At 65.5% G+C, this 24293-nt stretch carries 20 protein-coding genes; 16 read left to right on the forward strand and 4 right to left on the reverse strand.

The window, feature by feature from the left end; genetic code table 11:
* Positions 1-116 precede the first annotated feature (116 nt).
* The 3 genes from POM99_RS00005 (at position 117) to POM99_RS00015 (ending at position 2552) form a co-directional block, all read left to right on the forward strand.
* Positions 117-1067, forward strand: a complete 951-nt coding sequence (locus POM99_RS00005; RefSeq protein WP_438822971.1) for a CmcJ/NvfI family oxidoreductase — start codon at positions 117-119, stop codon at positions 1065-1067.
* A gap of 52 nt (positions 1068-1119) precedes the next feature.
* Positions 1120-1605: a flavin reductase family protein gene (locus tag POM99_RS00010; RefSeq protein WP_277274677.1), complete on the forward strand. Its 486-nt coding sequence runs from the start codon at positions 1120-1122 to the stop codon at positions 1603-1605.
* 251 nt (positions 1606-1856) lie between these two features.
* On the forward strand, positions 1857-2552 hold the full coding sequence (locus POM99_RS00015; protein WP_277274678.1) for a Crp/Fnr family transcriptional regulator: 696 nt from the start codon (positions 1857-1859) through the stop codon (positions 2550-2552).
* 80 nt (positions 2553-2632) lie between these two features.
* Here the strand turns inward: POM99_RS00015 and POM99_RS00020 are convergent, their stop codons facing one another.
* Together POM99_RS00020 and POM99_RS00025 are read right to left on the reverse strand one after the other, a co-directional pair.
* Positions 2633-5065 carry a TonB-dependent receptor gene (locus POM99_RS00020; protein WP_277274679.1) on the reverse strand — a complete coding sequence of 811 codons (2433 nt, stop codon included), beginning with the start codon at positions 5063-5065 and terminating at the stop codon, positions 2633-2635.
* A gap of 321 nt (positions 5066-5386) precedes the next feature.
* Complete coding sequence (locus POM99_RS00025; RefSeq protein WP_277274680.1) at positions 5387-6097, reverse strand: OmpW/AlkL family protein; 711 nt, start codon at positions 6095-6097, stop codon at positions 5387-5389.
* A gap of 235 nt (positions 6098-6332) precedes the next feature.
* On the opposite strand from POM99_RS00025, the gene ccoN reads away from it, so the two are divergent.
* The 13 genes from ccoN to sthA all read left to right on the forward strand — a co-directional run bounded on the left by ccoN (position 6333) and on the right by sthA (position 20849).
* A complete protein-coding gene (gene ccoN / locus POM99_RS00030; protein WP_277274681.1) occupies positions 6333-8009 on the forward strand; it encodes a cytochrome-c oxidase, cbb3-type subunit I in 1677 nt (558 codons plus the stop codon).
* A gap of 36 nt (positions 8010-8045) precedes the next feature.
* Positions 8046-8798 (forward strand): cytochrome-c oxidase, cbb3-type subunit II, encoded by a 753-nt coding sequence (gene ccoO, locus POM99_RS00035; protein WP_277274682.1) that lies wholly within the window; start codon positions 8046-8048, stop codon positions 8796-8798.
* The gene (locus POM99_RS00040) at positions 8795-8959 is read left to right on the forward strand and encodes a cbb3-type cytochrome c oxidase subunit 3 (RefSeq protein ID WP_277274683.1); all 165 of its coding nucleotides are present in this window, start codon (positions 8795-8797) and stop codon (positions 8957-8959) included. Before ccoO ends, POM99_RS00040 begins: the two co-directional genes overlap by 4 nt.
* On the forward strand, positions 8949-9878 hold the full coding sequence (ccoP, locus tag POM99_RS00045) for a cytochrome-c oxidase, cbb3-type subunit III (protein ID WP_277274684.1): 930 nt from the start codon (positions 8949-8951) through the stop codon (positions 9876-9878). Before POM99_RS00040 ends, ccoP begins: the two co-directional genes overlap by 11 nt.
* A gap of 73 nt (positions 9879-9951) precedes the next feature.
* Complete coding sequence (ccoG, locus tag POM99_RS00050; protein ID WP_277274685.1) at positions 9952-11433, forward strand: cytochrome c oxidase accessory protein CcoG; 1482 nt, start codon at positions 9952-9954, stop codon at positions 11431-11433.
* Positions 11430-11900, forward strand: coding sequence for a FixH family protein (locus POM99_RS00055; RefSeq protein WP_277274686.1), 471 nt, complete (start codon positions 11430-11432; stop codon positions 11898-11900). The genes ccoG and POM99_RS00055 overlap by 4 nt, the downstream gene beginning before the upstream one ends.
* Complete coding sequence (locus POM99_RS00060; protein ID WP_277274687.1) at positions 11897-14035, forward strand: heavy metal translocating P-type ATPase; 2139 nt, start codon at positions 11897-11899, stop codon at positions 14033-14035. The genes POM99_RS00055 and POM99_RS00060 overlap by 4 nt, the downstream gene beginning before the upstream one ends.
* A 4-nt stretch (positions 14036-14039) precedes the next feature.
* Complete coding sequence (gene ccoS / locus POM99_RS00065) at positions 14040-14198, forward strand: cbb3-type cytochrome oxidase assembly protein CcoS (protein WP_277274688.1); 159 nt, start codon at positions 14040-14042, stop codon at positions 14196-14198.
* Positions 14195-14446 carry a hypothetical protein gene (locus POM99_RS00070; protein WP_277274689.1) on the forward strand — a complete coding sequence of 84 codons (252 nt, stop codon included), beginning with the start codon at positions 14195-14197 and terminating at the stop codon, positions 14444-14446. The genes ccoS and POM99_RS00070 overlap by 4 nt, the downstream gene beginning before the upstream one ends.
* Positions 14436-15767, forward strand: coding sequence for an oxygen-independent coproporphyrinogen III oxidase (gene hemN, locus POM99_RS00075; RefSeq protein WP_277275062.1), 1332 nt, complete (start codon positions 14436-14438; stop codon positions 15765-15767). The genes POM99_RS00070 and hemN overlap by 11 nt, the downstream gene beginning before the upstream one ends.
* A gap of 97 nt (positions 15768-15864) precedes the next feature.
* Positions 15865-16479, forward strand: a complete 615-nt coding sequence (eda, locus tag POM99_RS00080; RefSeq protein WP_277274690.1) for a bifunctional 4-hydroxy-2-oxoglutarate aldolase/2-dehydro-3-deoxy-phosphogluconate aldolase — start codon at positions 15865-15867, stop codon at positions 16477-16479.
* A gap of 49 nt (positions 16480-16528) precedes the next feature.
* A complete protein-coding gene (locus POM99_RS00085; protein WP_277274691.1) occupies positions 16529-19312 on the forward strand; it encodes a phosphoenolpyruvate carboxylase in 2784 nt (927 codons plus the stop codon).
* Between the two features lie 145 nt (positions 19313-19457).
* The gene (gene sthA, locus POM99_RS00090; protein ID WP_277274692.1) at positions 19458-20849 is read left to right on the forward strand and encodes a Si-specific NAD(P)(+) transhydrogenase; all 1392 of its coding nucleotides are present in this window, start codon (positions 19458-19460) and stop codon (positions 20847-20849) included.
* Between the two features lie 536 nt (positions 20850-21385).
* Here sthA and POM99_RS00095 read toward each other — a convergent pair.
* Together POM99_RS00095 and POM99_RS00100 are read right to left on the reverse strand one after the other, a co-directional pair.
* Positions 21386-22495, reverse strand: a complete 1110-nt coding sequence (locus POM99_RS00095) for a potassium channel family protein (RefSeq protein WP_277274693.1) — start codon at positions 22493-22495, stop codon at positions 21386-21388.
* Positions 22496-22731: 236 nt separating this feature from the next.
* Positions 22732-24033 (reverse strand): cystathionine gamma-synthase family protein, encoded by a 1302-nt coding sequence (locus tag POM99_RS00100; protein WP_277274694.1) that lies wholly within the window; start codon positions 24031-24033, stop codon positions 22732-22734.
* Positions 24034-24293 lie beyond the last annotated feature (260 nt).

Raw genomic sequence — 24293 nt, forward strand, 5'->3', positions numbered from 1 at the left:
GCCAAGCCCGCACCCTCCAGGTGATCCATGAAACGCGCCCCTCGCAGCCGTCAACGCCATGATTTATATGCGAAATATCACGATTACGACAGCGAAATCAGCGACTTACTTGGAGAATGTGGGTTTGTAGGGTTCGATGCAAACGTACCGGGAGAGACCGCGTGGACGCCAGGACTGCCGAAATCGAGGACACGGCGCGACTGGTGCCAGCCCGCATCCGCTATCTCTCCGAAGGCGAGTTCGTGACCCGGCGCTATGTCAGCCGAGGTGCGGAAATGAACACGGGCGAATACAGCGACCATGATGTGGTGATCCGCGACGGAATGCCGATCCGGGATCATTTTCAGCTCGATGTCCATGGATTCATGCTGGGCCGACATGTCTCGGCGGTAGAAGACTTTCGAGACGCGAAGCAGGTCGAGCTGCTTTACCTTGCCGAGGTTGAGGACCTGGCGAAGCGCTGGTTCGGAGCGGACCGGGTTTCTGCGCAGGGCTGGATGGTCAGGACATCGGCTGACCTTTCGCAGCGCGCGGCCGAGAAAGTTGAAGGTTACGTCCACGCAGGGGGGATCCAGCCTCCTGCCGGTGAGGCGCACGTTGATTTCAACGAGATCACCGGCCGTCGGTCGGCCGCGCGCGTCTATGCGCAGGCGTTTCCCGATGGGCCGGGCTATCGCCGTTACATCTGCTTCTCGTTGTGGCGTGCCTATTCGCCCGGACCGCAGGATTGGCCGCTGGCGGTGTGCGACGGGCGCTCGGTCACAGATGAAGAGACCGCTTCCAACACCCTGTTCGTTGTCGACGAGTTTCCGCAGGGCAAAGATCTGACCGCCCCGGTTGAAGGCGAGGATCAGATGATCGCAGCGACGATTTTCCGATATCGCGAGCGGCACCGCTGGTGGTATTTTTCGAACATGACCAGGGATGATGTGCTGCTCTTCAAGTTCCAGGATAGTGATAAGTCAGTCACTTGGCGCTGCCCGCACACTGCATTTCAAGACGTTGGCATGCAAGATGCACGCACGAGGACAAGCATCGAGGTGCGTGGCATCGCTTTTTTCGAGTAGCCGTTGCAACTCACCGATTGCTTAAATCGACAATTGCGGACACGAGGGCGAAATGATCGATTCCGCCCACTTCCGTAGCGTACTTGGCGCCTATCCGACTGGTGTCAGTGTTATCACAGCAGCCAATCCGGCCGGCGAAAGGCACGGTCTGGTAGTTGGCTCATTCACCTCGATTTCGCTCGATCCGCCATTGGTCGGCTTCTTTCCCGACAAGCGTTCGCGCAGCTGGAGCTTTATCGAATCCGTCGGACGCTTCTGCGTCAACGTGCTCGGGGCGGACCAGCTTGAACTGTGCCGTCGCTTCGCCTCACGCGCCGACGACAAGTTTGCGGAGTTGGCACATGGCCATACGCCTTCGGGCCAGCCGCTTCTGGAAAACGCCATCGCCTGGATCGACTGTTCGATCGACAAGGTGGTTGACGTGGGCGATCACTGGCTTGTGGTGGGCGCGGTGGAAGCGCTGGACAAGCGCGCGGATGGTACGCCGCTGATGTTTTTCCGGGGTCAGTATCATGACCTCGCCAACCTGGCCGACTGATCCGTCGGCTGCCTACGACCAAAGTCGATGATGCGAATTCTCGCTCTTATTTGACTTTCGTCAAGGCTCGGCGCCCGCAAATGCCCGATACCGGCTTTCGACGGACGGGACGGTTCGAAGTTTCAACCCTCCCTCTCCGCCGATTTCTCCCCAACTCGGGCGGCTGGTTAAACTGGCCGCCCGATTTTTTGCATTCACACTATCGAAACGCGTAATTGTCGTAGCTTGCGAGTTTTGGTAGGCGGATAGCTATGTCTTCATGTGACACTTGCGTGGTGCGGAACCGGGCCATTTGTGCCGGCCTCGATTCGCGTGAAATCCACGCCCTGAACGCGATTGGCCGCCGTCGCTCGGTGACAGCGGGTGAGCCGCTGATCTGGGAGGACGACGACTCCCTGCTCGTGGCCAACGTGATTGATGGCGTGCTGAAGCTGACGACGTCGACCGAAGATGGTCGCGAGCAGATTGTCGGCGTGGCCTATCCGTCCGATTTCATCGGCCGCCCGTTCGGCCCCACCAGCAAGGCCAGCGTTGTCGCGCTGACCGATGCTCGTGTCTGCGTCTTCTCGCGCAATGATTTTGACCGGTTCGCGCGCGAGCACCCCGAGCTTGAGCACAAGCTGCTCGAACGTACGCTGGCGGAACTCGACCGCACACGTTCGTGGATGATGCTGCTGGGCCGCAAGACCGCGCCGGAAAAGATCGCCACGTTCCTGCTGGAAATGTCGGAGCGCCTGGCCGAGACGGGCTGCACCCCCAGCTTCGGCCCCGCGAACCGCTTCTCGCTGCCGTTTTCGCGCCAGCAGGTGGCCGACGTGCTGGGCCTGACGATCGAGACGGTCAGCCGCCAGTTCACCAAGCTGAAGAACGAAGGCGTGATCGAGCTCCCCTCGCGGCGCGAGGTCGAGATCGTGAATCGCGGCGCGTTGGTGGCGTTGGCGGGCTGAGCCGAGCCGCCTTGCCCCGCGAATAGGAAAAGGGCCGGCCCGCCATCGCGGACCGGCCCTTTCCTTGTTCAGTCCCGCAATCAGAACGTCTTGCGCACGGTCACGCCGATCTTGCGCGGCGAGCCGACGTTGTAGGAAAGGCGGGCGCGGCCACCGCGCTCGCGGTCCAGCGAGAGCAGCGGGTTCTTGTTGAACAGGTTGTTGGCATAGACCAGCACCGACAGCCCGTTCTGCCAGCTGACCCCGGTGGAAACGTTCACCAGGTCATAGCTGGGCAGCTGATACGATCCGAAGTTGTAGCTTCCGGTGCCCGCTGCGCCGGTGGCGGGGTTGTAGAAGATCGAATTGGTGAACGATCCGGCTCCCGCTTCCTGGTCCGATGGCTGGGTGAAGCGGTTGCCCACATGCTGGAAGCTGGCATTGGCGGTCCAGTCCATCGTGTCCGACAGTGCCGTGATGTACGACGCGGTGGCCGACATCTGGAACTTGGGCACGGTGGGCAGGCGGTTGCCATCGCGGATGCCAGCGATCACCACGCCATTGGCGTCCGTCACGGTGCTGTCGAACTTGGATTCAATGACCGATCCGTTGACCGCCAGTTCAAAGCCCTTGGCCGGGCGGGCGCTGAGTTCGAACTCGACACCGGCCGTGTGCGCCTTGGGCACGTTGAACACCACGCGGGAAGAACAGCTGCCGGCATCCGCTGTCACCTGCAGGTTGCGGATATCGTTGTAGAACGCGGCCGCATTGAAAGTGACCGCGCCGCTGCCGACCTTGATCCCGGCTTCATAGTTCCACAGCGATTCGTCCTTGTAGTTCGGACGGTTGCCATAGGTCTTGGCGTCGTCACCCGTCGCCCCGCCGGAGCACAGCGGAATGTTCAGCGGATCGTTTACACCGCCGAGGCGGAAGCCCTTTGACGCCTGAAGGTTGACCGAAAGATTGCGGTCCGGCTGGTAGCTGACGATGAAGCGCGGGTTGAAACCGTTGCTCTTGGTCTTGTCGCCGATGTTGCGATCGCCATTGGCGAAGACACCGCCGGAGATGAAGTCACGCGATTCCTTGAAGTCGTAGTAGCGACCACCGGCGGTCAGCTTGAACTGGCCGACCTTGTAGCTGGCTTCGCCGAAGACGGCGAACTGCTTGATCTTGTAAGGAATGTCGGCGTTGTAGGGAGAGTCCGCCGGGAAACCGTTGTAAGTCGCGGAAACTGGCGTGCCCGGCGCGATCGCATCAAGGAAGGCCTGGCTGAACACGTCCGCGCCCGGAGTAGGCAGGCGCTGGGCGTACTTGCGGTTAACGTCGGTGTAGAACCCGCCGAACACCCACTGGAACGGACCCGTGCCGGTTGACGAGAGGCGCAGCTCCTGCGTCCACTGCTTCAGCTTGGTGGTATCGCGCAGGTTGGAGGCGAGCGCCGCGCCGCCCAAAGCCGCCGGGGCAGCGCCCGAGAAGGAGACATAGACCGAGCCGGTCAGGGCCGAAGCATCGCGGCTGACCACGATATCGCGGTTGATGTAGGAAGTGACACTGGTCGCCTCGATCCCGTCTGCAATCGGTGCGTTGATCGTCAGGTCGGCCAGCGTGGTCTTGTCGCGAAAGCCCTCGCGCAGCCGCAGGTACTGCGTGTTTTCGGGCAGGGGCGCAGCGCCGGCGAGCGGGCTGGCATAGATGTTGTAGATTTCCGCGCGGTTGAAGCCGTTGGTCTTGATGTCCTGATAGACCACGCGCGGCGTGATCTTGAGGCCGTCGACCGGTTCGAAAAGCACGGCGGCACGCACGCCATAGCGTTCGCCATCGTTTACGTTCTTGCCCGCAGCCGGGCCAACCGCGTTGATGAAGCCGGCGAAGTGTTCGCCATAGCCGACCACGCGCAGCGCGGCCTTTTCGCCCAGCGGCAGGTTGACCGCCGCCTTGCCGGAATAGCCGACATCGCCGCCCTTGAGCACGTTGACGTCCGCCGCCACCTGGCCTTCGGTGCGGCCCAGCTTGGGCTGGCTGGTGATGTAGCGCACGGTCCCGCCTACTGAACCCGAACCGAACAGGGTGCCCTGCGGCCCGCGCAGCGTTTCCACGCGGTTGAGGTCGAACAGGTCGAAATCGGGCGTGAACAGCGAGAGCGAGATCACGGATTCGTCAAGATAGATGCCGACCTGTTCCTTCACGCCGGGCTGGTCTCGCACGATCTGGCCGGCAGAAACGCCACGGACCGATACCTGGCTCTGCCCGGGCCCGAGGTTCTGCACGGTCAGGCCGGCAACGGAGCGGGAAATGTCCTCGATCGAGGTGGCGCCCGCCTTCTCGATGTCCGCTGCGGTCTGCGCGTTCACGGAGAAGGGCACTTCCTGGATCGTCTGGGCGCGCTTGGTCGCCGTGACCACGATCTCGTTGCCGTTGATGTCTCCGGCGGCATCGGCCTGCGCAGCATCCTGCGCCATGGCGGGCGTTGCGAACAGGGCAATCGTGGCGGTGGTAGCAAGCATCGCGAAGCGCGTGCTGAAGTGCGAAGCCATTTGTATCCTCCCAGGCTCTGCGTTGTCAAAAAGGGCTTGTTGCGGCGTCAGGCGCCGTGTGCCCGCTCATGCTGCAACCCCCGGCGCTGTCGCAACCCCGGTTTCCGATGCAACTTTTCAATTGATGGGAACTGTGATCACGTAGCCACAGTCGAAGGTGCGTGGTCCAAATATTTCAGATATTTACCGCGACATCACCTTGGTGCAGCAAACAAAAAAGTGGCGGGTGGACCAACCACGGCGAGATCCCAGATCGCCGAATTGCTCCACCCGCCTTCCTCCCATCGACCGTGCGTGGCATCGGCCGGTGAGGGGTATCCGTCAGAAGCGGTAGGTCACGCCCGCGCTCAGCACCCAGGGGCTGAGGTCGTGCTTGGTCTTGAGCGCGAGGACGCCGCTGTCATAGAAGCTGGCGGTCGGCTTGACGAAGTACTTCTTGGCGTCAAGGCTCAGGCCGAAACCCTTGTCGCCCAGCGCGATGTCCACGCCGCCCTGCAGCGCCAAGCCGATCGAATTGCTCATCTTCACCTTGTCGATGCCCAGCGTGGTGGCGGTGCTGCCGGGCTTTTCGCCCAGCACGAAGAACACCGTGGGGCCAACGCCGACATAGGGCTTGATCGCGCCGAGCGGCAGATGGCCCTTCAGGGTCACCGTTGCGGGCAGGATCAGCACGTGGTTGACGATGTTTGCGCCGGCCAGCGCTCCGGTGCCGTCGACATGGTGCTGCGTCAGGCAGCAGATCGTCTCAACCGACACGTTCGGCGTGAAGAAGTATTCCACCGCGATCGTGGGCACATAGTTGTCGTTGGCTTTGGTGTCATAGGCCGTGGTGATGCCGGCCAGCGTGCTGCCAAGGGTGGTCGTGGTGTTGATCGCCTCAACCTTGTCGATCTTGCCATCGGGCAGCACCGCGGTGCCGACAACCTTGATCTGCCACTTGCCGTCGGCCGATCCGGCGTGCGCCGCTGCGGGGGCGAGGAGGGCCGTTCCGGCGAGAGCTGCGCCAAGGCCTGCGGAGAGGATCTTCTTCATGCGTTTCATCCTGCCGTTGCGGGTGGCCAGCCCCTCGCCAGCCATCGCCTGCAACGTGAAATGCCAGATGCACCGCCTGCGAATCCCTCTCATTGACGGAACGCAAATTTGCGACGCGACACATACGACTTTGGTATGATGCTGAAACTTAGTGGTCTTTTGACCCGCATCAATGCTGGCAAACCTTATCAGGCCCACGGGCATCCCTGTCATATTGCATGGAAGGGAAGGCTCCATGGTTTCGCTCGTCACGCGAAGCGGCATATGGTTTGCCGCTTTGATATTCGCCGTCATGGCGGTCGCGCTCGCGGCCGACTGGGGGTTCGCCGTCCACATGACGATCTGCGCGCTGGCCGCGCTGATCGGCCTGATCGTCTCGCTGCGCGGGGCGGATGTGGACTCCATCGCCAAGGGCATCGTCACCACTCCCGATCAGGGAAAGTATGACGACGACCCGATCCGCTGGGGCGTGATCGCCACGGTGTTCTGGGGCATGGCGGGTTTCCTCGCCGGGCTCTACATCGCGCTCGAACTGACCTGGCCACAGCTCAACCTGGGGCTGGAGTTCATCAACTTCGGTCGCCTGCGCCCGCTGCATACCAGCGCGGTCATCTTCGCTTTCGGAGGCAATGCCCTGATCGCCACGTCGTATTACGTGGTGCAGCGCACTTGCCGGGCGAGGCTGGCCTTCCCCGGCCTCGCCCGTTTCGTGTTCTGGGGCTACCAGCTGTTCATCGTGCTGGCCGCCACCGGCTATCTGATGGGGATTACCCAGGGGAAGGAATACGCCGAGCCCGAATGGTACGTCGATCTCTGGCTGACGATCGTCTGGGTGTCCTACCTGGTCGTCTTCGGCGGCACGATCCTCAAACGTACCGAGCCGCACATCTATGTCGCCAACTGGTTCTACCTGTCGTTCATCCTCACGGTCGCCATGCTGCACCTGGTGAACAACGCGGCGATCCCGGTCAGCTTCTTCGGTTCGCGCTCGGTTTCGGTGTTTGGCGGCGTGCAGGGCGCGCTGGTGCAGTGGTGGTATGGCCACAACGCGGTCGGCTTCTTCCTCACCGCCGGCTTCCTGGCGATGATGTACTACTTCGTGCCGAAGCAGGCTGAACGCCCGATCTACAGCTATCGCCTGTCGATCATCCACTTCTGGGCGCTGATCTTCCTCTATATCTGGGCGGGTCCGCACCATCTGCACTACACCGCGCTGCCCGATTGGGCGCAGACGCTCGGCATGGTCTTCTCGGTCATGCTGTGGATGCCCAGCTGGGGCGGCATGATCAACGGCCTGATGACGCTGAACGGCGCATGGGACAAGATCCGCACCGATCCGATCATCCGCATGTTCGTGATGAGCCTTGCCTTCTACGGCATGAGCACCTTCGAAGGCCCGATGATGAGCGTGAAGAGCGTCAACTCGCTCTCGCATTACACCGACTGGACCATCGGCCACGTCCATTCGGGCGCGCTCGGCTGGAACGGCATGGTCACTTTCGGCTGCCTCTATTACCTCGCGCCGCGCCTGTGGAACCGTCAGCGGCTCTACAGCCTGCGCATGGTCAACTGGCACTTCTGGCTCGCGACCGTGGGCATCGTGTTCTACGCCGCCAGCATGTGGGTGGCGGGGATCACGCAAGGGTTGATGTGGCGTGAATACGGGCCTGATGGCTACCTGGTGAACTCCTTCGCCGATACCGTCGCCGCGCTTCACCCGATGTACGCGCTGCGTGCTCTGGGTGGCCTGATGTACCTCAGCGGCGCCGCGATCATGGCCTGGAACATCGCCCGCACCATCATGGGCAGCCCGCTGCGGCGCGAAGCGCCGATGACCGAGACTCCGTACGACGCCGCGAAGGACGTGCCGCTTGCCGGCAAGCCCGCCGCCGTCGCCGCGGCCCACGCCTGAAGCCCCGGGCCTGAAGTCCAGGGAAGGAGAACGACAATGGCACTCTCCATCATGGAGCGTCACAAGAAGCTGGAACGCAACATCACCCTGCTGGGCATCTGCGCCTTTGCCGCGGTGACGGTTGGCGGCATCGTGGAAATCGCGCCGCTGTTCTGGATCGACAACACGATCGAGAAGGTGGAGGGCATGCGGCCCTACACCCCGCTCGAACAGGCCGGCCGCGACATTTACATCCGCGAAGGCTGCTATGTCTGCCACAGCCAGATGATCCGCCCCTTCCGGGACGAGGTCGAACGTTATGGCCACTACAGCCTTGCCGCGGAATCGATGTACGACCATCCGTTCCAGTGGGGCTCCAAGCGCACCGGGCCCGACCTGGCACGCGTGGGCGGCAGATACTCCGACGAATGGCACGTGCAGCACCTGAAGGACCCGCGCGCGGTCGTTCCGGAATCGATCATGCCAACGTACCAGTTCCTTGCCGATAAGGACCTGAACGCGGGCGACATGACCGCAGAGCTGCGCACGCTCTACGATGTCGGCGTTCCCTATTCGAAGGACGCCATCGCCAAGGCCAACGACGACCTGAAGGCGCAGGCCGATCCCGAGGCGGATTCGGCCGGACTCAAGCAGCGCTATCCCAAGGCGCAGGTGCGTGATTTCGACGGCGATCCCAAGCGCCTGACCGAGATGGACGCGCTCGTCGCGTACTTGCAGGTCATGGGCACGATGGTCGACGTCAACGCGCCGGCCGCGCAGGAAGACCTGGCGAAGGAGAAGGGGCGATGAGCACCTACGACAACCTCCGCCACCTCGCGGACAGCTGGGGCCTTGTGGCCATGGGCGTGGTGTTCCTGCTGCTTTGCCTATGGCCGTTCCGGCCGGGTGCCAGCGCGATGAACACCGAAGCCGCCAACTCGATCTTCAAGGATGAGAACGATGGCCAATAAGCGCATCGACGACGCCACGGGCGTCGAAACCGTCGGCCACGAATGGGATGGCATCGAGGAACTGAACAATCCGCTGCCGCGCTGGTGGCTTTGGACCTTCTATGCCACCGTGGTCTTCGCAGTGGGGTATTGCGTGGTCTACCCGGCAATCCCCGGCCTCCACTCCGCCACCGCCGGCACCTCCGGCTGGACCAGCCGTGGCGCCCTCGCCATGGACATGAACGCGGCAGAGGCATCGCGCGCCGGCATCCGCGCAGTGATCGACAAGACGCCGGTGGACCAGCTCGCCAATGATCCCAGGCTGCTGCGCGCCGCGATCGATGGCGGCGCGGCGGCGTTCAAGGTCAACTGCGTGCAGTGCCACGGCGCGGGCGCCGCGGGGGCAAAGGGCTATCCCAACCTGAATGATGACGACTGGCTGTGGGGTGGTGACATCGCCACCATCCACCAGACGCTGCAGCACGGCATCCGCCAGCCGGGCGACGATGCCACCCGCACCAGCCAGATGCCGGCCTTCGGGCGTGACGGCATCCTCACGGCGGCGCAGGTGCAGGACGTGGTCAGCCACGTTCGCGTGATCAGCGGGCAGGAAAAGGCCAGCCCGTCATCGCAGCGCGGCGCGGCCCTGTTCGCCCAGAACTGCGTGGTCTGCCACGGCGCCAACGGGGAAGGGGGGCGCAGCGTCGGCGCGCCGCGCCTCAACGATGCGATCTGGCTCTATGGCGGCGATCGCGCCGCGCTGACCGAAACCGTGGCCAACGCCCGCTACGGCGTGATGCCGGCCTGGGGCAGCCGTCTCGATCCCGTCACCGTCAAGATGCTGGCGGCCTACGTCCACGCGCGTGGCGGTGGTGAGGCAACGCCCGCACCCGTGGCGGCGGATGCGGCGCCCGCTGCAGCCCCGGCGGCGGCAAAATAACGGCAAAGCCGGCCGCCGGACCTGCGCCCCATGGCGCGGGACGGCGGCCGCACTTCTTCAGGGACACAGACCGATGAACGCGCACGATCCCAAGCTCCCCCGCGCGGACCATTCGAACCAGATTTCGTTCTACGCCAAGCGCAAGGGCGTCTTTCCCCGGAAGACCGACGGAACCTTCCGCCGCTTCAAGTGGGCAGTGATGATCGTCTGCCTGGCGGTCTATTGGGGCACGCCTTGGATCCGCTGGAACCGCGGCCCCTACGCGCCCGATCAGGCGGTGCTGATCGATCTCGCCCACCGCCGGTTCTACATGTTCGACATCGAGATCTGGCCGCACGAATTCTACTTCGTCGCCGGCCTGCTGATCATGGCAGGCGTCGGCCTGTTCCTGGTGACCAGCGCGGTCGGCCGCGCATGGTGCGGCTATGCCTGCCCGCAGACGGTGTGGACCGATCTGTTCCAGCATGTCGATCGCCTGATCGACGGGGACCGCAACGCCCAGATCCGCCTGCAGAACGCGCCGTGGACGGCCTCGAAGCTCGCGCGCCGCGTGTTCAAGTGGGGCGTCTACCTCGGCATCTCGTTCCTCACCGGCGGCGCGTGGATCTTCTATTACGCCGATGCCCCCACGCTGCAGCACGCGTTCTGGACCGGCACCGCCGATCCCATCGCCTACACCACCACCGGCGTGCTCACGCTCACCACGTTCTGGCTCGGCGGCTTCATGCGCGAACAGGTCTGCGTCTACATGTGCCCCTGGCCGCGCATCCAGACCGCGATGCTCGATGAAAAGTCGCTGACGGTCACCTACAAGCACTGGCGGGGCGAACCGCGCATGTCGGTGAAGGCGGCGCAGAAAGCGCAAGGCTCGAACCAGCCGTTCGGCGACTGCATCGATTGCATGCAGTGCGTGGCGGTGTGCCCCACCGGGATCGACATCCGCAAGGGGCCGCAGATCGGCTGCATCACCTGCGCGCTGTGCATCGATGCCTGCGACAAGGCGATGAAGGACGTCGGCCGCCCGCGCGGGCTGATCGATTACTGCACGCTGGTCGACGCCAATCTGGAACAGCACGGGCAGCACGATGCGCCCTTGCTCAAGACGATCTTCCGCCCGCGCACGCTGGTCTACTTCGGGGTCTGGGCCTCGATCGGCGTGGCCATGCTGTTCATGCTCGGCCAGCGCACCCGCATCGACGTGTCGGTGGCCAAGGACCGCAACCCCGAATACGTGATGCTGTCCAACGGCTCGCTGCGCAACGGCTTCACCGTGAAGCTGCGCAACATGGAAGACCGCCCGCGCCCGATGACGCTGTCGATCGCCGGCCTGCCACGTGGGGCGATCTTCACCGACGACATGGAGGCGGAAGACGCAAGGCCATCGCTCGCCGTTACCGTGCCGGCTGACGAGACCAGACGCCTGCGCGTCTACGCGGTTGCCCCACGTGGCGCAAAGCCCGGTGAATTCTTGTTCCAAATCAAGGCGAATGACCGGGAAGGCGGGCAGGACTCGGCCCACACCACGTTCACCACTCCGGAAGGAAACGGCCAGTGACCCAGCAGCGCCGTATCGCCCGACCGTTCACGGGCAAGCACATGGCCGCGATCATGATCGCGTTCTTCGGCGTCGTCATCGCCGTCAACGTCCTCATGGCGCGGCTCGCCAGTTCCACCTTCGGCGGCCTCGTCGTCGAAAACTCCTATGTCGCCAGCCAGAAGTTCAATGGCTGGCTGGACGAAGCGCGCAACGAAAAGGCGCTCGGCTGGAACGCCGCGATGGCCCGCAGCGCGCCCGATGCGATGCAGGTCACGCTTGCCGATGCGCAGGGCAGGGCGATCACCGGCGCCAGCCTTGCCGCCGTGGCCGAACACCCGCTTGGCCTGCGTGACGATGAACAGCTCACCCTGCGCGAAGTCGCCCCCGGTCGTTACACGGCAAGGCTCAGCGCCGGGCGCTGGCACGTGAAGCTCGCGGTCATGGCGCAGGGCCGCACCTGGCGCACCATCGGAGACGTGCAGTGACTGCCGCGGCCCGGGCCCTCGCGCCACAGGGGCAGGTCCACTCCGTCCTCGCCGTGCCCGGCATGCATTGCGCCGGCTGCATGGGCAAGGTTGAACGCGCGCTGGCCGCCGTACCCGGCGTCGCCTCGGCGCGCACCAACCTCACCGCGCGCACCGTGGAAGTGGTCCACGATCCCGCGCTGGACATGCCGGACCTCGTCGCCGCGCTCGCCACCACCGGGTTCGAGGCGCAACCGCGCGTGCTGGTGGAAGACGCGCCCTCTGCGGTGAAGCCGCTGCTTGCCCCGCTCGCCGTCGCCGCCTTCGCCTGCATGAACGTGATGCTCATGTCGGTGTCGATCTGGTCGGGCGCCGAAGGCACCACGCGTGACATGTTCCACTGGATCTCCGCCGCCATCGGCGTGCCGGCGATCCTCTATGCCGGCCGCCCGTTCTTCACCTCGGCCTTCGCCGCGCTCAAGCGCGGCCGCACCAACATGGACGTGCCGATCTCCATCGGCGTCACGCTGGCCACTGGCCTCTCGCTCTATGAAACCGTCACCCACGGGCCCGAGGCCTGGTTTGACGGCACGCTGATGCTGCTGTTCTTCCTGCTCGCCGGGCGCTGCCTCGATGCGATGATGCGCGATCGCGCGCGGGCCGGGGTGGATTCGCTGCTGCGGCAGGCCGCCTCTGGCGCGATGGTGGTTGAGGCTGATGGCACCACCCGCTGGGTTGCCGCTGCTGCGCTTCAGCCCGGCATGGTCATGCGCGTCGCCTCGGGTGAGCGGCTCGCCGCCGATGGTGAACTCGTGGCCGGCGCCAGCACATTCGATCAGTCGCTGCTCACCGGGGAAAGCGAACCCGTCGCTGCGGGCAGGGGCGATACAGTCCACGCCGGCACGCTGAATGTCGAAGCGCCGGTTGACGTGCGCGTCACCGCCATCGGGCAGGATACCGCCCTGGCTGAGATCGCGCGGCTGATGGAGGCGGCGGGCCAGTCACGCTCCGCCTATGTGCGCATCGCCGATCGCGCATCGCGGCTCTATGCACCGGCGGTCCACACGCTTGCCGCGCTCAGTTTTGCGGGCTGGATGCTGGCCGGGGCCGGGGTCTACAAATCGCTGGTCATCGCCATTGCCGTGCTGATCATCACCTGCCCCTGCGCGCTCGGCCTGGCCGTGCCGGTGGCGCAGGTCGTTGCGGCAGGCGCGCTGATGAAGCACGGCATCCTCGTGAAAGACGGCTCTGCGCTGGAACGCCTGGCCGAAATCAACCGCGCCCTGCTCGACAAGACCGGTACGCTCACCCTCGGCCGCCCGGTTCCCGATGATGCCGCGCTCGATGCGCTTTCGGCTGACGAAGCGGCCATTGCGCTGGCGCTCGCCAGTCACAGCCGTCACCCGCTTTCGCTCGGCCTTGCACAGGCGCTTGCCGCGCGCGGGTTAAAGTCGGCCGCGTTGGACGATGTCGTCGAACTGCCCGGCCGTGGCGTCACCGCGCGCTGGAACGGTGCGTCGGTGATGCTGGGCAAGCCCGTTGCTGCCGAAGGCATGGCCACTGCGCTCACCGTGGGCGATCGCCCGGTCCGCATGATCGGCTTTGCCGATCGGCTGCGGCCAGATGCCCACGCCGCGCTTGGTCAGCTCAAGGCGCTCGGCATCGAATGCTCGATCCTTTCGGGCGATGCTGTGCCCGCCGTGGCGCAGGTCGCCCGCCAGATCGGCCTGACCGCGCAGGCTTCGGCCAGCCCGGCGGACAAGCGCGACGCCATCGCGCGGTTGCAGCGCACCGGCCGCAACGTGCTGATGGTCGGCGATGGGTTGAACGACGGGCCGGCCCTGGCAGAAGCCGATGCTTCCATGGCTCCCGGCAGCGCCAGCGATGTCGGCCGGCAGGCCAGCGATCTCGTCTTTACAGGCGATTCGCTGCTCGCCCTGCCGCGCGCGGTCCGCGCCGCGCGGTTCACCATGAAGGTGGTGCGCCAGAACTTCACCCTGGCCATCGGCTACAATGTTCTGGCCGTGCCGCTCGCCATTGCCGGGTTGGTCACGCCGCTGCTCGCGGCCGTGGCGATGAGCACTTCGTCGCTGATCGTGGTCGGCAATTCGCTGCGGCTGGCCCGCGCCACCGGCCCGGTGGATGGAAGGGATTGACGCCATGACCTCGATCGCCTTCCTCCTCCCTATCGCGCTCGCCATGGGCCTGTTCGGCCTCGGCGCGTTCTTCTGGGCGTTGAAAAGGGGGCAGTTTTCCGATCTCGATGGCGCTGCCGCGCGCATCCTGATCGATGATGAAGATCAGCCGGGCCAGCCGTGACGCGTCTGTTTTCCATCCTTGCGCCGCTCGCGGTGTTCCAGATGGTCGCCCCCATGCCGGGCGGCGCGATGGTCATGCTGGTGCCGGTGTGTGGCGAAGGTGGCGGGCGCACGGTGCCGCTCAACATCCCGATGAAGAACGATGGCCCGGGGGGCGCTCCGTGCTGCAAGATTTGCCATATCGCAATGCGCAAGCGTTTGGGCGGCGATAGCTGTTGTGGCGAAGAGGATGACTCAGATGCCGCATGAACGCTTCGCCAACTGGACCTATTACCCCGATCTGCTCGCCCGCCCGGTGCCGCGCTACACCAGCTATCCCACCGCGGCGGAATTCGTGGAGGAGAGCTTCGAGGAGCGCCAGCGCAATGCCCTGCGTGCCTTGCGCGGCACCGTCTCGCTCTATCTCCACATCCCTTATTGCCAGGAAATCTGCTGGTACTGCGGCTGCAACACCGGCGCCGCGAACAAGACCCACCGCCTTACCGCCTATCTCGAGGCGCTGCATCGCGAGATCGAGCTGGTGGCGGCCGAACTGCACCCTTCGGTGCGGGTCTCGCGCATCGCCTTTGGGGGTGGCAGCCCCAATGCGATCAAGCCCACTGATTTCGTCCGCCTGATCGACACGCTCACGCTTGCCTTCAGCATGGACCTGCCGGTGCTGTCGATCGAACTCGATCCGCGCAGCCTCACCCCCGATTGGTTCATGGCCATTCGCGGCATCGGCGTGATCAAGGCCAGCCTCGGCGTGCAGACGCTCGATGCCCAGATCCAGCAGGCCATCGGCCGCGTTCAGCCGCGCGATGCGATTGAACGCGCCGTTGCGGGCCTGCGCCTTGCCGGCGTCGATTCCATCAATTTTGACCTGATGTACGGCCTGCCTTTCCAGACCGATGAAACGCTGGCCCACACGCTTGATGAAGCCGCCGCCATGGGGGCGGATCGCGTTGCCCTGTTCGGCTATGCCCACGTGCCCCACATGATCCCGCGCCAGCAGCGTATCGATGCCAGCCAACTGCCCGATCAGCGCGCGCGCTTCCGCATGGCGGCGCTGGGCCATGCGCAACTGGTCGATGCCGGTTACCAGGCGGTCGGCTTCGATCACTTTGCCCTGCCGGGTGACGATCTTGCCCAGGCGGCCGTCGGCGGCACCCTGCGCCGCAATTTCCAGGGCTTTACCGACGATCACGCCCCCACGCTGATCGGCCTCGGCGCCTCCTCGATAAGCGATTTCCCGGAACTGTTCGTGCAGAACGAAAAGAACGCCGGCCGCTATCGCATGCTCGTCGCCTCCGATTGCCTTGCCGGGCGCAAGGGCGTGGAACGCACGCCCGAAGACCGCAGGCGGGGCGGCATTATAGAAGACCTGCTGTGCCGTGGCACCGCCCGCCTCGATGGTGATCTGCGCGCCATGGCCTGGGATCGGCTCGAACCCTTCCTCGCCCGCGATCTGGCGTGGGTGGAGGGCGATCGCCTGGTGCTCGCGCCGGGCAGCGAACCCTATGCCCGCTCCATCGCCGCGGTGTTCGACGCCTATCGCGAGGATGCGCGCCAGTTCAGCTCGGCGGTCTGATCCGAGACGAATAAGTATGCGCGTGGCCTGTTAGCGGCTGCACAATAGGGTGTTGCGCGTTAGTTTCCCGGTTCCATAGTTTGCCGGGGAATTTGCAATGAAGCCCATCGAGTCCATCATGCGCACCGCGCCGGTCATCCCGGTGCTGGTGATCGAGGACGTCGCGCACGCGCTGCCCGTCGCCCGCGCGCTCGTGGCTGGTGGTCTGCGCGTGCTCGAAGTCACTCTGCGCACCCCGGCCGCGCTCGACGTGATCCGCGCGATGAAGCAGGTGGACGGCGCCATCGTCGGTGCGGGCACCGTCACCAATCCGGACGAGCTCAAGGCCTCGATCGATGCGGGGGCCGAATTCATCGTGTCTCCCGGCCTCACCGACACGCTCGGTCGCGCCGCCGTCGATGCCGGCATTCCCTACCTTCCGGGCGTGGCCTCGGCGGGTGACATCATGCGCGGGCTCGATCTCGGCCTCGCGCATTTCAAGTTCTTCCCGGCGGCCACTTCGGGCGGGCTTCCCGCGCTGAAGGCCTTGGCGGCACCCTTCTACCAGTGCAGGTTCTGCCCGACCGGCGGCATCACGCTCGCCTCCGCGCCGGAATGGCTCGGGTTCGATCCCGTGCTCTGCGTCGGCGGCAGCTGGGTCGTGGGCAAGGGCGAGCCGGACGAAGCAGCGATCGAAATGGCCGCGCGGGGGGCTTCGGCGCTTTCGCGCTGAACCGACCGTCATGGCGCGTGGGGCAAACCGGAAGAAGGGAAAGCGGGCGATGAGGACGGTCCAGCAATTGCGTGAACGCCTGCAGGACCTGCACCGGCGCACCGCCGAAACGCCGCTGTTCAACCCTGTCTTCCAGCTGAGCCACGACCTTTCGCGCGAGATCGAGAGCGGCGGGCTCTCGCTGGCCGAGGTGGAATCGCTGGTGGCCGAGCTGGAGTGCGAAGCGTTGCAAAGCCGCGCCGGCCGCTTGCGCCGGCTGATCGCGCCCACCGATGGCGGCGCCAACCTCGCCAGCATCGCTGCGCTCAATCCCGAGGAAGACGGCTTCGGCGAATTTCGTGCCCGCTGGGAACGGCCGCTGCTGCACACGGTGTTCACCGCGCACCCCACATTCCTGCTCAGCCCTGCCGAATCCGACGCCGTCGCCACCGCCGCGCTGGCGGACGATCCGCTGGCCGCAACGGTCTGCGCCGTGCCCCACGCCGGGCCGAAGATCACGCTGGAGTTCGAACACGTCGAGGCCTGCAACGCCATCGAGCGCGCGGCCAGCGCGCGGGATCGCATCAACGCCACGCTGTTTGCCCATGCGCGCAGCCGCTGGCCGGGCCGCTGGCTTGATTTCCGCCCGCTGCCGTTCCGCTTCGCCTCGTGGGTGGGCTATGACATGGACGGGCGGACCGACATCGGCTGGACCACCTCCATCGCCTTCCGCCTGCGTGAAAAGGCCCGCCGCCTCGCCAGCTACGCTGCCACCCTGCGCGGCATAGACGAAGCGCACGATCTCCTGCCCACGCTCGATGGCGCGCAGGTCCACGCCGGCGCCATGGCCGAAGCCTTCAGCCAGCCTCTGGATGAGGCCGAGGCGCTCGCCACCGCCGCCAATCGCCTTACTGCCGATGATCCCGCCAAGCTGCTCAGCCTCGCCCCGGTAATCGCCCGGCTTGAGGCAGACGCCAGGGCCGCCCCCGGCGAATCCGCCATTGCCTATGCCACGCTCGCCGCCGCGATGCGCGCCGATGGCCTGGGCATGGGCTGGATCCACTTCCGCGTGAACTCCTCGCAGCTCCACAACGCGCTGCGCCGCCGCATCGACCCCGACGGTACGCTCGATCTCGGCAGCAAGGGCGCGCTCTCCCGCCTGCGCGAGGTTCTGGCCGATGCGCAGCCGCTGCGTGTCAATTTCGCCGCGCTCGCCATCGAGACTTCCACCGCCATGCGCCAGTTCCTGGTCATGGCGCAGATCCTCCACCACATCGATGCCGATGCGCCCATCCGCATGCTGATCGCGGAATGCGAACAGCCCCAGACCGTGCTCGCCGCGCTCTATTTCGCCAAGCTCTTCGGCATCGATGGCAAGGTCGATGTCTCCCCGCTTTTCGAAACCGAAACCGCGCTTGAACACGGCGGCCGCTTCCTCGATGCCCTGCTGGCCGAACCGGCCTACCAGGCTTACGCCCGCACCCGTGGCCGCGTCTCGGTGCAGACCGGCTTTTCCGATGCCGGCCGCTTCCTCGGCCAGATTCCCGCCGCCTTGGCGATCGAACGCCTGCAGGGTCGCCTGGCTGATGCGATGCAGGCCAATGGCCTCACCGATGTCGCCGCGCTGATCTTTGACACCCATGGCGAAAGCATGGGCCGTGGCGCGCATCCGTCCGGCTTCACCGATCGCCTCACCTGGCCGCTCAGCCGCTGGGCGAGGGGGCGCTTTGCCCGTGCCGGCATCCGCGTGGAGGCCGAGGCCAGCTTCCAGGGCGGCGACGGCTACCTGTTCTTCCGCAACGATGATCTCGCGCTCGCCACGCTCACCCGCATTGCCGAGGCGGAGGCCGCGCTCGCCGGGCCCTACCAGAACGATCCGTTCTACAATCGCACCGATCTCAGCCTCGATTTCTACCGCTCGATCCGCCGCGTGCAGCGCGAACACCTTGAAAGCGCGACCTATTCCCGCGCGCTCACCGCCTTCGGGCTCGGCCTGCTCAAAGCCACCGGCAGCCGCGTCTCGCGCCGCCAGTCTGACATCCATGCCGACCGGTCGATGAGCCTGCGCCAGATCCGCGCCATCCCGCACAACGCCATCCTGCAGCAGATCGGCTATGCGGTTAACGTCATCGCTGGGGCCGGCACCGCCGCGGGTGAGGAGATCGAGGCGATTGCCGAGCTGCTCGGCCGGTCGGAACGCGGCTCTCAGCTTGTCCGCCTGCTGCGCGCCGCCAACGGACTCGCCTCGATCAAGACGGTCGGCGCCTTCGGGGAACTGTTCAATTCCGCCTACTGGGCCAGCCGCCCCTATCGCGGCACCGAAACCGCGCTGGAAAACGGCTGCCTCGCCCTGGCCGAATACCTGACCAAGGATGACCGCGCCGGCGTCTTCCGCCGTCTCGCCTCACGCCTGCGGGTTGACTGGATGAAGCTCCACCGCCTGCTCGCGCTGATCCCCGGCCAGACCGCCGCGCGTGATCCCCATGCCGACGAACAGCGTCGCAACATCGGCCTGCTCCAGGCGGTGCGCCTTTCGCTGCTGATGCACATGTTCCTGCGCGCGGTGCAGGTGCCCGCGTTCAGCCGCTCCAACGACGTCAGCCGTGACGACGTGCTGGAAATGGTCCTCTCGCTGCGCGTCGACGAAGCGCTGGCCCAGCTGCGCCGCGCCTATCCGGTGGCAGAACCGCGCATCGGCGATTTCGTGCTCGATGAACCGACCGACTATCCTGACAAGGCGGGCGAAGACTATGGCGCCATCCGCGCCCGCTTCATCGATCCGATCGAGCGCGCCCACGCCCTCAACATCCGCATCGCTGTCGCCATCGCCAATTACTTCGGCGCGCATGGATAAGGGCGTTGCACCCGCGCTTGGTTAACGTAGTCTTGCCTAGGAAGCCCGAAAGGCAGCGGTGACGCCTGCGGGCCTATGGGAGAACGTGCCGGAACAGGCGTGATGCACTGCCAGCGGGGCAGGGCGGCGGCGTGTGGGGGCACGAATGGAACACTACGATTTCGTCGTCATCGGCAGCGGCCCGGCCGGCCGCCGCGCCGCCGTGCAGGCCGCCAAGCTCGGCAAGCAGGTGCTGGTGGTCGAAGGCCGTCGCCGCGTTGGCGGCGTCTCGGTCCACACCGGCACTATCCCGTCCAAGACCCTGCGCGAAACCGCGCTGAACCTTTCGGGCTGGCGCGAGCGCGGCTTCTATGGCCACGCCTACCGCGTGAAGCAGCAGATCGGCGGCGAAGACCTCGGCATGCGGCTGAACAAGACGCTGGAGCACGAGGTCAACGTGCTGGAGCACCAGTTCCACCGAAACCATATCCGCACCGTATCGGGCATGGCCCGCTTCGTCTCCGATCATGAAATCGCCGTGCGCCGGCCTGACAATTCAGACTTGCCGATCAGCGCGGACCGCTTCCTCATCGCCTGCGGCACCGTGCCGCACCGGCCTGACAGCATCCCCTTTGATGAATTCAGCGTGGTGGACAGCGACACCATCGTCGAAGTCCCGCGCGTGCCGCGCAGCCTCGCCGTGGTCGGCGCGGGCGTCATCGGCATCGAATACGCCACGATCTTTTCGGCGATGGACGTGCCCGTCACCCTGATCGAGCCGCGCGACAGCTTCCTCGATTTCATCGATCGCGAGATCATCGACGAATTCATCCACGAACTGCGCGATCGCGGCATGATCATCCGCCTAGGCGCCAGCGTGGACAAGGTGGAGAAGGGCGCCGATGGCTGGGTCACCACCACGCTCGCCGATGGCCGCGTGGTGCGCACCGAAATGCTGCTCTATGCCGCCGGCCGCACCGGCGCCACCGCCGCGCTCGATCTCGGCAACTGTGGCCTTTCCACCGATCATCGCGGCCGCATCGCCGTGGATGCCAAGACGATGCAGACCGCCGTGCCGCACATCTATGCCGCGGGCGATGTCATCGGCTTTCCCAGCCTCGCCTCCACCTCGATGGAACAGGGCCGCATCGCCGCCTGCCACGCCTTCGGCCTTCCCATGCCGCCCGCGCCGCAGTTCTTCCCCTATGGCATCTATGCCGTGCCCGAAATCAGCACCGTGGGCATGAACGAGGAGGAGGTGAAGGCGCGCGGCATCGGCTACGAAGTGGGCATCGCCCGCTTCCGTGAAACCAGCCGCGGCCACATCATGGGCCTCAATTCCGGCATGATGAAGATGCTGTTCTCCCTCAAGAACCGCCGCCTCCTCGGCGTCCACATCTCGGGCGAAGGCGCCACCGAACTGATCCACATCGGCCAGGCCGTGCTCAACCTGAAAGGCACGCTCGATTTCTTCATCGAGAACACCTTCAACTACCCCACGCTCGCCGAAGCCTACAAGATCGCGGCGCTGGATGCATGGAACCGGATGCCGAAGTAGGGCGGCAACTGGCGCATCCCGAACCCGGACGCCGATCCAAAAAACTACCGTCGCCCCGTGCGTGACACGGGGCTTGGCTACCTTCGCCACCCCACGTTTGGCATGCCGGAAAACGGAAAAGCGCGGCGGGGCCTGCAACGTGCGAGCCGCGATCGAGCCCGATAACCTCGATTGGCAGAACCAGTAACACCCGTTGGCCGCGTTGCAAGACGAGACCGCAAATCAGCCAAGCTCCGTGTCAAAGCACGGGGCGACGGCGGATGTTGGTGGGGAGCGGACGTCAAGTGCGGCGCGCTAACTCCGCCTCCAGCCAATGGATACGTTGATGCCAAAGCTTTGCCATCTTCGCGAATGGCGTCAGGCTGAGACGCGTGCGCGAGCGAACGAGTTCCTCCAGTAGTTGTTCATCGGACAGTCTCATTAGCTCGCTGTTTCGGTGAGGAACGCCTGATCTCTTGCCCATCCGAGGAACATGCGCTGCTGACCGAAGCGTCTGCAAGTGGCCACTCTCCGCCACCAACGATCCCCACACCCCATCACCCCACAAACGTCCGCCCATGCTTCACCGGCCGCGCCGGTTCGCTGAACACCGCGCCGGCGGACAGGCGGCTGCCGCGCACCACCAGCAGCACGGTGTCGTCCACCTCGATCTTCACGTCCTCGCCGGGGTGCTGGATCGACTGGCCGCCCACGCGGTCGATCTGCACGACGAAGAAGGCGCCGTTGCCGCGGCGTTCGGCGTCGCCCACGGTCTGGCCCTTCATCGCGCTGTGGCCGGGCACTTTCACCACTTCGAGGTCCAGCCCGAAGTCGTGCAGGTTGCGCTTCACCGTGCCCATCTGCTCGGTATCGGCGATGGCGGTCTCGGTGGCGGGGTAGAGGATCAGTTCCACGATCCGCTCCGCACCGATGTGCGTGGGCAGCACCACCTTGTCGGCCCCGGCGTGGAACAGCTTGGATTCCGTGGTCGGCTCCTCGCCCCGGGCGATGATGCGGATATGCGGGTTCAGGCTGCGCGCGGACAGGGTGATGAACACATTGGCCGCGTCGTCGGGCAGCACCGTCGCCAGTTCGCGCGCTTGGGCGATACCCGCCTGCTTCAGCGTCTCCTCGTGCGTCGCCTCGCCCACCAGCGTAAGGTACCCGTGGTTCTTGGCTTCCTCGGCCTTGGCCACATTGCGTTCCAGCACCAGGAACGGGTGGTTGGCGTCGTGCAGGGCCTTGGCCAGCTGGATGCCGATGCGCCCGTATCCGCAGATGATCGTGTGGTTCTTCAGCTTCTCGATTTCGGTCTGCATCTTGTCGATCCCCAGCAGGCGGCGGAACTGGAACAGCGTGAACACCTGCACCAGCGCGCCGGTCAGCACGATCATGCCGGTGCAGCCCATCACGATGGTGCTCACCGTCCACAGCCGCAGGAACGTGGTGTCGATCGGCCGCACTTCGCCATAGCCGACCGAGAAGATGGTCAGCAGCACCATGTAGGCCGCATCGCCCGGCGGCCATCCGGCGCGCAGGTATCCCAGCGTCGAGATGCAGAACACCGCCGCCTCGAAGATCAGCGTGCCCGAAAGCAACCGCAGTGGCGATCCCAGCACGCTGTTGGCGCCCTGCGACAGCGCCGATGGTTGGCTAACCGGTTCCAAATCCTGTGCCCCTCGTCCCGCCTGTTGTGGCGGATGGGGCAGGGGCTTGTCCAGATTTTCGAGGCTTAACCGACCTTCCTAATTCCATCACGCACCCACCCCCGTTCGTATCGAGCGAAGTCGAGACACAGTGCGCAGGTGTCTCGACTTCGGGCCTATGGCCCGAAGTTTATCCCGAGCCTGTCGAGGGGCTCGACACGAACGGGCGAGGAGCGGCACCGGTGGATGCGGGGAGCCTAAACCGCCGCCAGCGCCTGTTCGAAGTCGGCGATCAGGTCGCCCGCGTCCTCGATGCCGATGGACACGCGCACCAGGTTGTCGGTGATGCCCAGCAGCGCCTTGCGCTCGGGCGGCACGGAAAGGTGGGTCATCGAGGCGGGGTGGCTGGCCAGCGTCTCGGTGCCGCCCAGGCTTACCGCCAGCTTGGCGATCTTCAGCGCGTCGAGAAAGCGGAAGCAATCCGCCTCTCCCCCCTTCACGAACAGCGAGAAGGTGCTGCCCGCGCCGGTGCAGTGGCGGTTGAAGATGTCCTGCTGGCGCGGATCGTCGATCTGCCCCAGATATCCCAGCCGCTCCACCTTGGGATGGCTGGCAAGGAAGGCGCAGACCTTGGCAGCGTTCTCGCCCGCGCGGGTCATGCGCAGCTCCACCGTCTCCAGGCTGCGCAGCAGCATCCATGCGGTGTGCGGGTCAAGGATCGTGCCGAAGGTGTTGCGCAGCGCGCGCACGCGGTCCAGCCAGACCCGCGCGCCGGAGAGGCCGCCGGCGACGAGGTCGGAATGCCCGCCAACGTATTTGGTCAGCGAATAGACCACGATGTCCGCCCCGTGGCGCAGCGGGCGCTGCCACAGTGGGCCGAGGAAGGTGTTGTCGATGGCGATGGGCGGGGCATCCTGCGTGCCGCACACCGCCGCGCGGGCGGCGGCCACGGCCTCGATATCCACCAGCGCGTTGGTGGGGTTGGCGGGGCTTTCCAGATAGATCACGGCCAGCCTGCCGCCGTTCTGCGCCGCCAGCGCGCGGCCTTCCTCAAGCTTTGCGGCGATCTCCGCCTCGGTGGCGCCGGCGGGGAAGTCCACATAGCGCACGCCGAAGCGGCTGAGCGTCTTGGCGATCACGCCTTCGGTCGCGGCGTAGAGTGGGCCGGAATGGACCACCACGTCCCCCTGCGAACAGTACGCCAGCAGCAGCGTGGCGATGGCGGACATGCCGCTGGAAAAGACCAGCGAATCCTCCGCCCCGTCCCACACCGACAGGCGGTCTTCCAGGATCTCCTGGTCCGGGCCGTTGAAGCGGCCATAGACGAGGCCCTCGGCATCACCCGCGCGCTGGCCGGTGATCGCCTCGAAGTGCCGCTTGCCCGCCGCCGCGCTGGGAAAGGCGAAGGTGGAGGTGAGGAAGATCGGCGGCTTCAGCGCGCCTTCGGACAGGCGCGGGTCATAGCCGTGGCCCATCATCAGGGTGGAGGGCTGCAGTTCGCGGCCGGGCAGCGCGTGGGGCGATATCTTCGAGGTGCGGCGGGGCGGGGTTTCGGTCATTCGGTCCTCATGGCTATCCGGTTGCAAGTGCAACCAGTAGGGCAGGGGATCGAAACGGGCGAGCGAAAAGGCGGGTTCCCCGATGGACCGGGGCGGACCCCGGGTGGAGAGGCATGGGCCGTACGCCTTGACCGTCCGCCGTTTCCCACCCGAGGGTCCATGAGGGGCCGCGCAAGCGTGGGCTTGCGAAGCCGGCTCTCCCTTTTTCATTCAATGGTTATGGGCGACCGAGGCAGGCGGCGTTGCGCCGTCTCGTACGT

The sequence above is a fragment of the Novosphingobium cyanobacteriorum genome, from assembly GCF_029436685.1.
Lineage (GTDB): Bacteria > Pseudomonadota > Alphaproteobacteria > Sphingomonadales > Sphingomonadaceae > Novosphingobium > Novosphingobium cyanobacteriorum.

What these genes read in the sequence shown, in the direction of transcription:
- POM99_RS00005 (WP_438822971.1), top strand. Translation starts at nt 117, where the DNA reads ATGTGGGTTTGTAGGGTTCGATGCAAACGTACCGGGAGAGACCGCGTG.
- POM99_RS00010 (WP_277274677.1), top strand. Translation starts at nt 1,120, where the DNA reads ATGATCGATTCCGCCCACTTCCGTAGCGTACTTGGCGCCTATCCGACT.
- POM99_RS00015 (WP_277274678.1), top strand. Translation starts at nt 1,857, where the DNA reads ATGTCTTCATGTGACACTTGCGTGGTGCGGAACCGGGCCATTTGTGCC.
- POM99_RS00020 (WP_277274679.1), bottom strand. Translation starts at nt 5,065, where the DNA reads ATGGCTTCGCACTTCAGCACGCGCTTCGCGATGCTTGCTACCACCGCC.
- POM99_RS00025 (WP_277274680.1), bottom strand. Translation starts at nt 6,097, where the DNA reads ATGAAGAAGATCCTCTCCGCAGGCCTTGGCGCAGCTCTCGCCGGAACG.
- ccoN (WP_277274681.1), top strand. Translation starts at nt 6,333, where the DNA reads ATGGTTTCGCTCGTCACGCGAAGCGGCATATGGTTTGCCGCTTTGATA.
- ccoO (WP_277274682.1), top strand. Translation starts at nt 8,046, where the DNA reads ATGGCACTCTCCATCATGGAGCGTCACAAGAAGCTGGAACGCAACATC.
- POM99_RS00040 (WP_277274683.1), top strand. Translation starts at nt 8,795, where the DNA reads ATGAGCACCTACGACAACCTCCGCCACCTCGCGGACAGCTGGGGCCTT.
- ccoP (WP_277274684.1), top strand. Translation starts at nt 8,949, where the DNA reads ATGGCCAATAAGCGCATCGACGACGCCACGGGCGTCGAAACCGTCGGC.
- ccoG (WP_277274685.1), top strand. Translation starts at nt 9,952, where the DNA reads ATGAACGCGCACGATCCCAAGCTCCCCCGCGCGGACCATTCGAACCAG.
- ccoS (WP_277274688.1), top strand. Translation starts at nt 14,040, where the DNA reads ATGACCTCGATCGCCTTCCTCCTCCCTATCGCGCTCGCCATGGGCCTG.
- hemN (WP_277275062.1), top strand. Translation starts at nt 14,436, where the DNA reads ATGCCGCATGAACGCTTCGCCAACTGGACCTATTACCCCGATCTGCTC.
- eda (WP_277274690.1), top strand. Translation starts at nt 15,865, where the DNA reads ATGAAGCCCATCGAGTCCATCATGCGCACCGCGCCGGTCATCCCGGTG.
- POM99_RS00085 (WP_277274691.1), top strand. Translation starts at nt 16,529, where the DNA reads ATGAGGACGGTCCAGCAATTGCGTGAACGCCTGCAGGACCTGCACCGG.
- sthA (WP_277274692.1), top strand. Translation starts at nt 19,458, where the DNA reads ATGGAACACTACGATTTCGTCGTCATCGGCAGCGGCCCGGCCGGCCGC.
- POM99_RS00100 (WP_277274694.1), bottom strand. Translation starts at nt 24,033, where the DNA reads ATGACCGAAACCCCGCCCCGCCGCACCTCGAAGATATCGCCCCACGCG.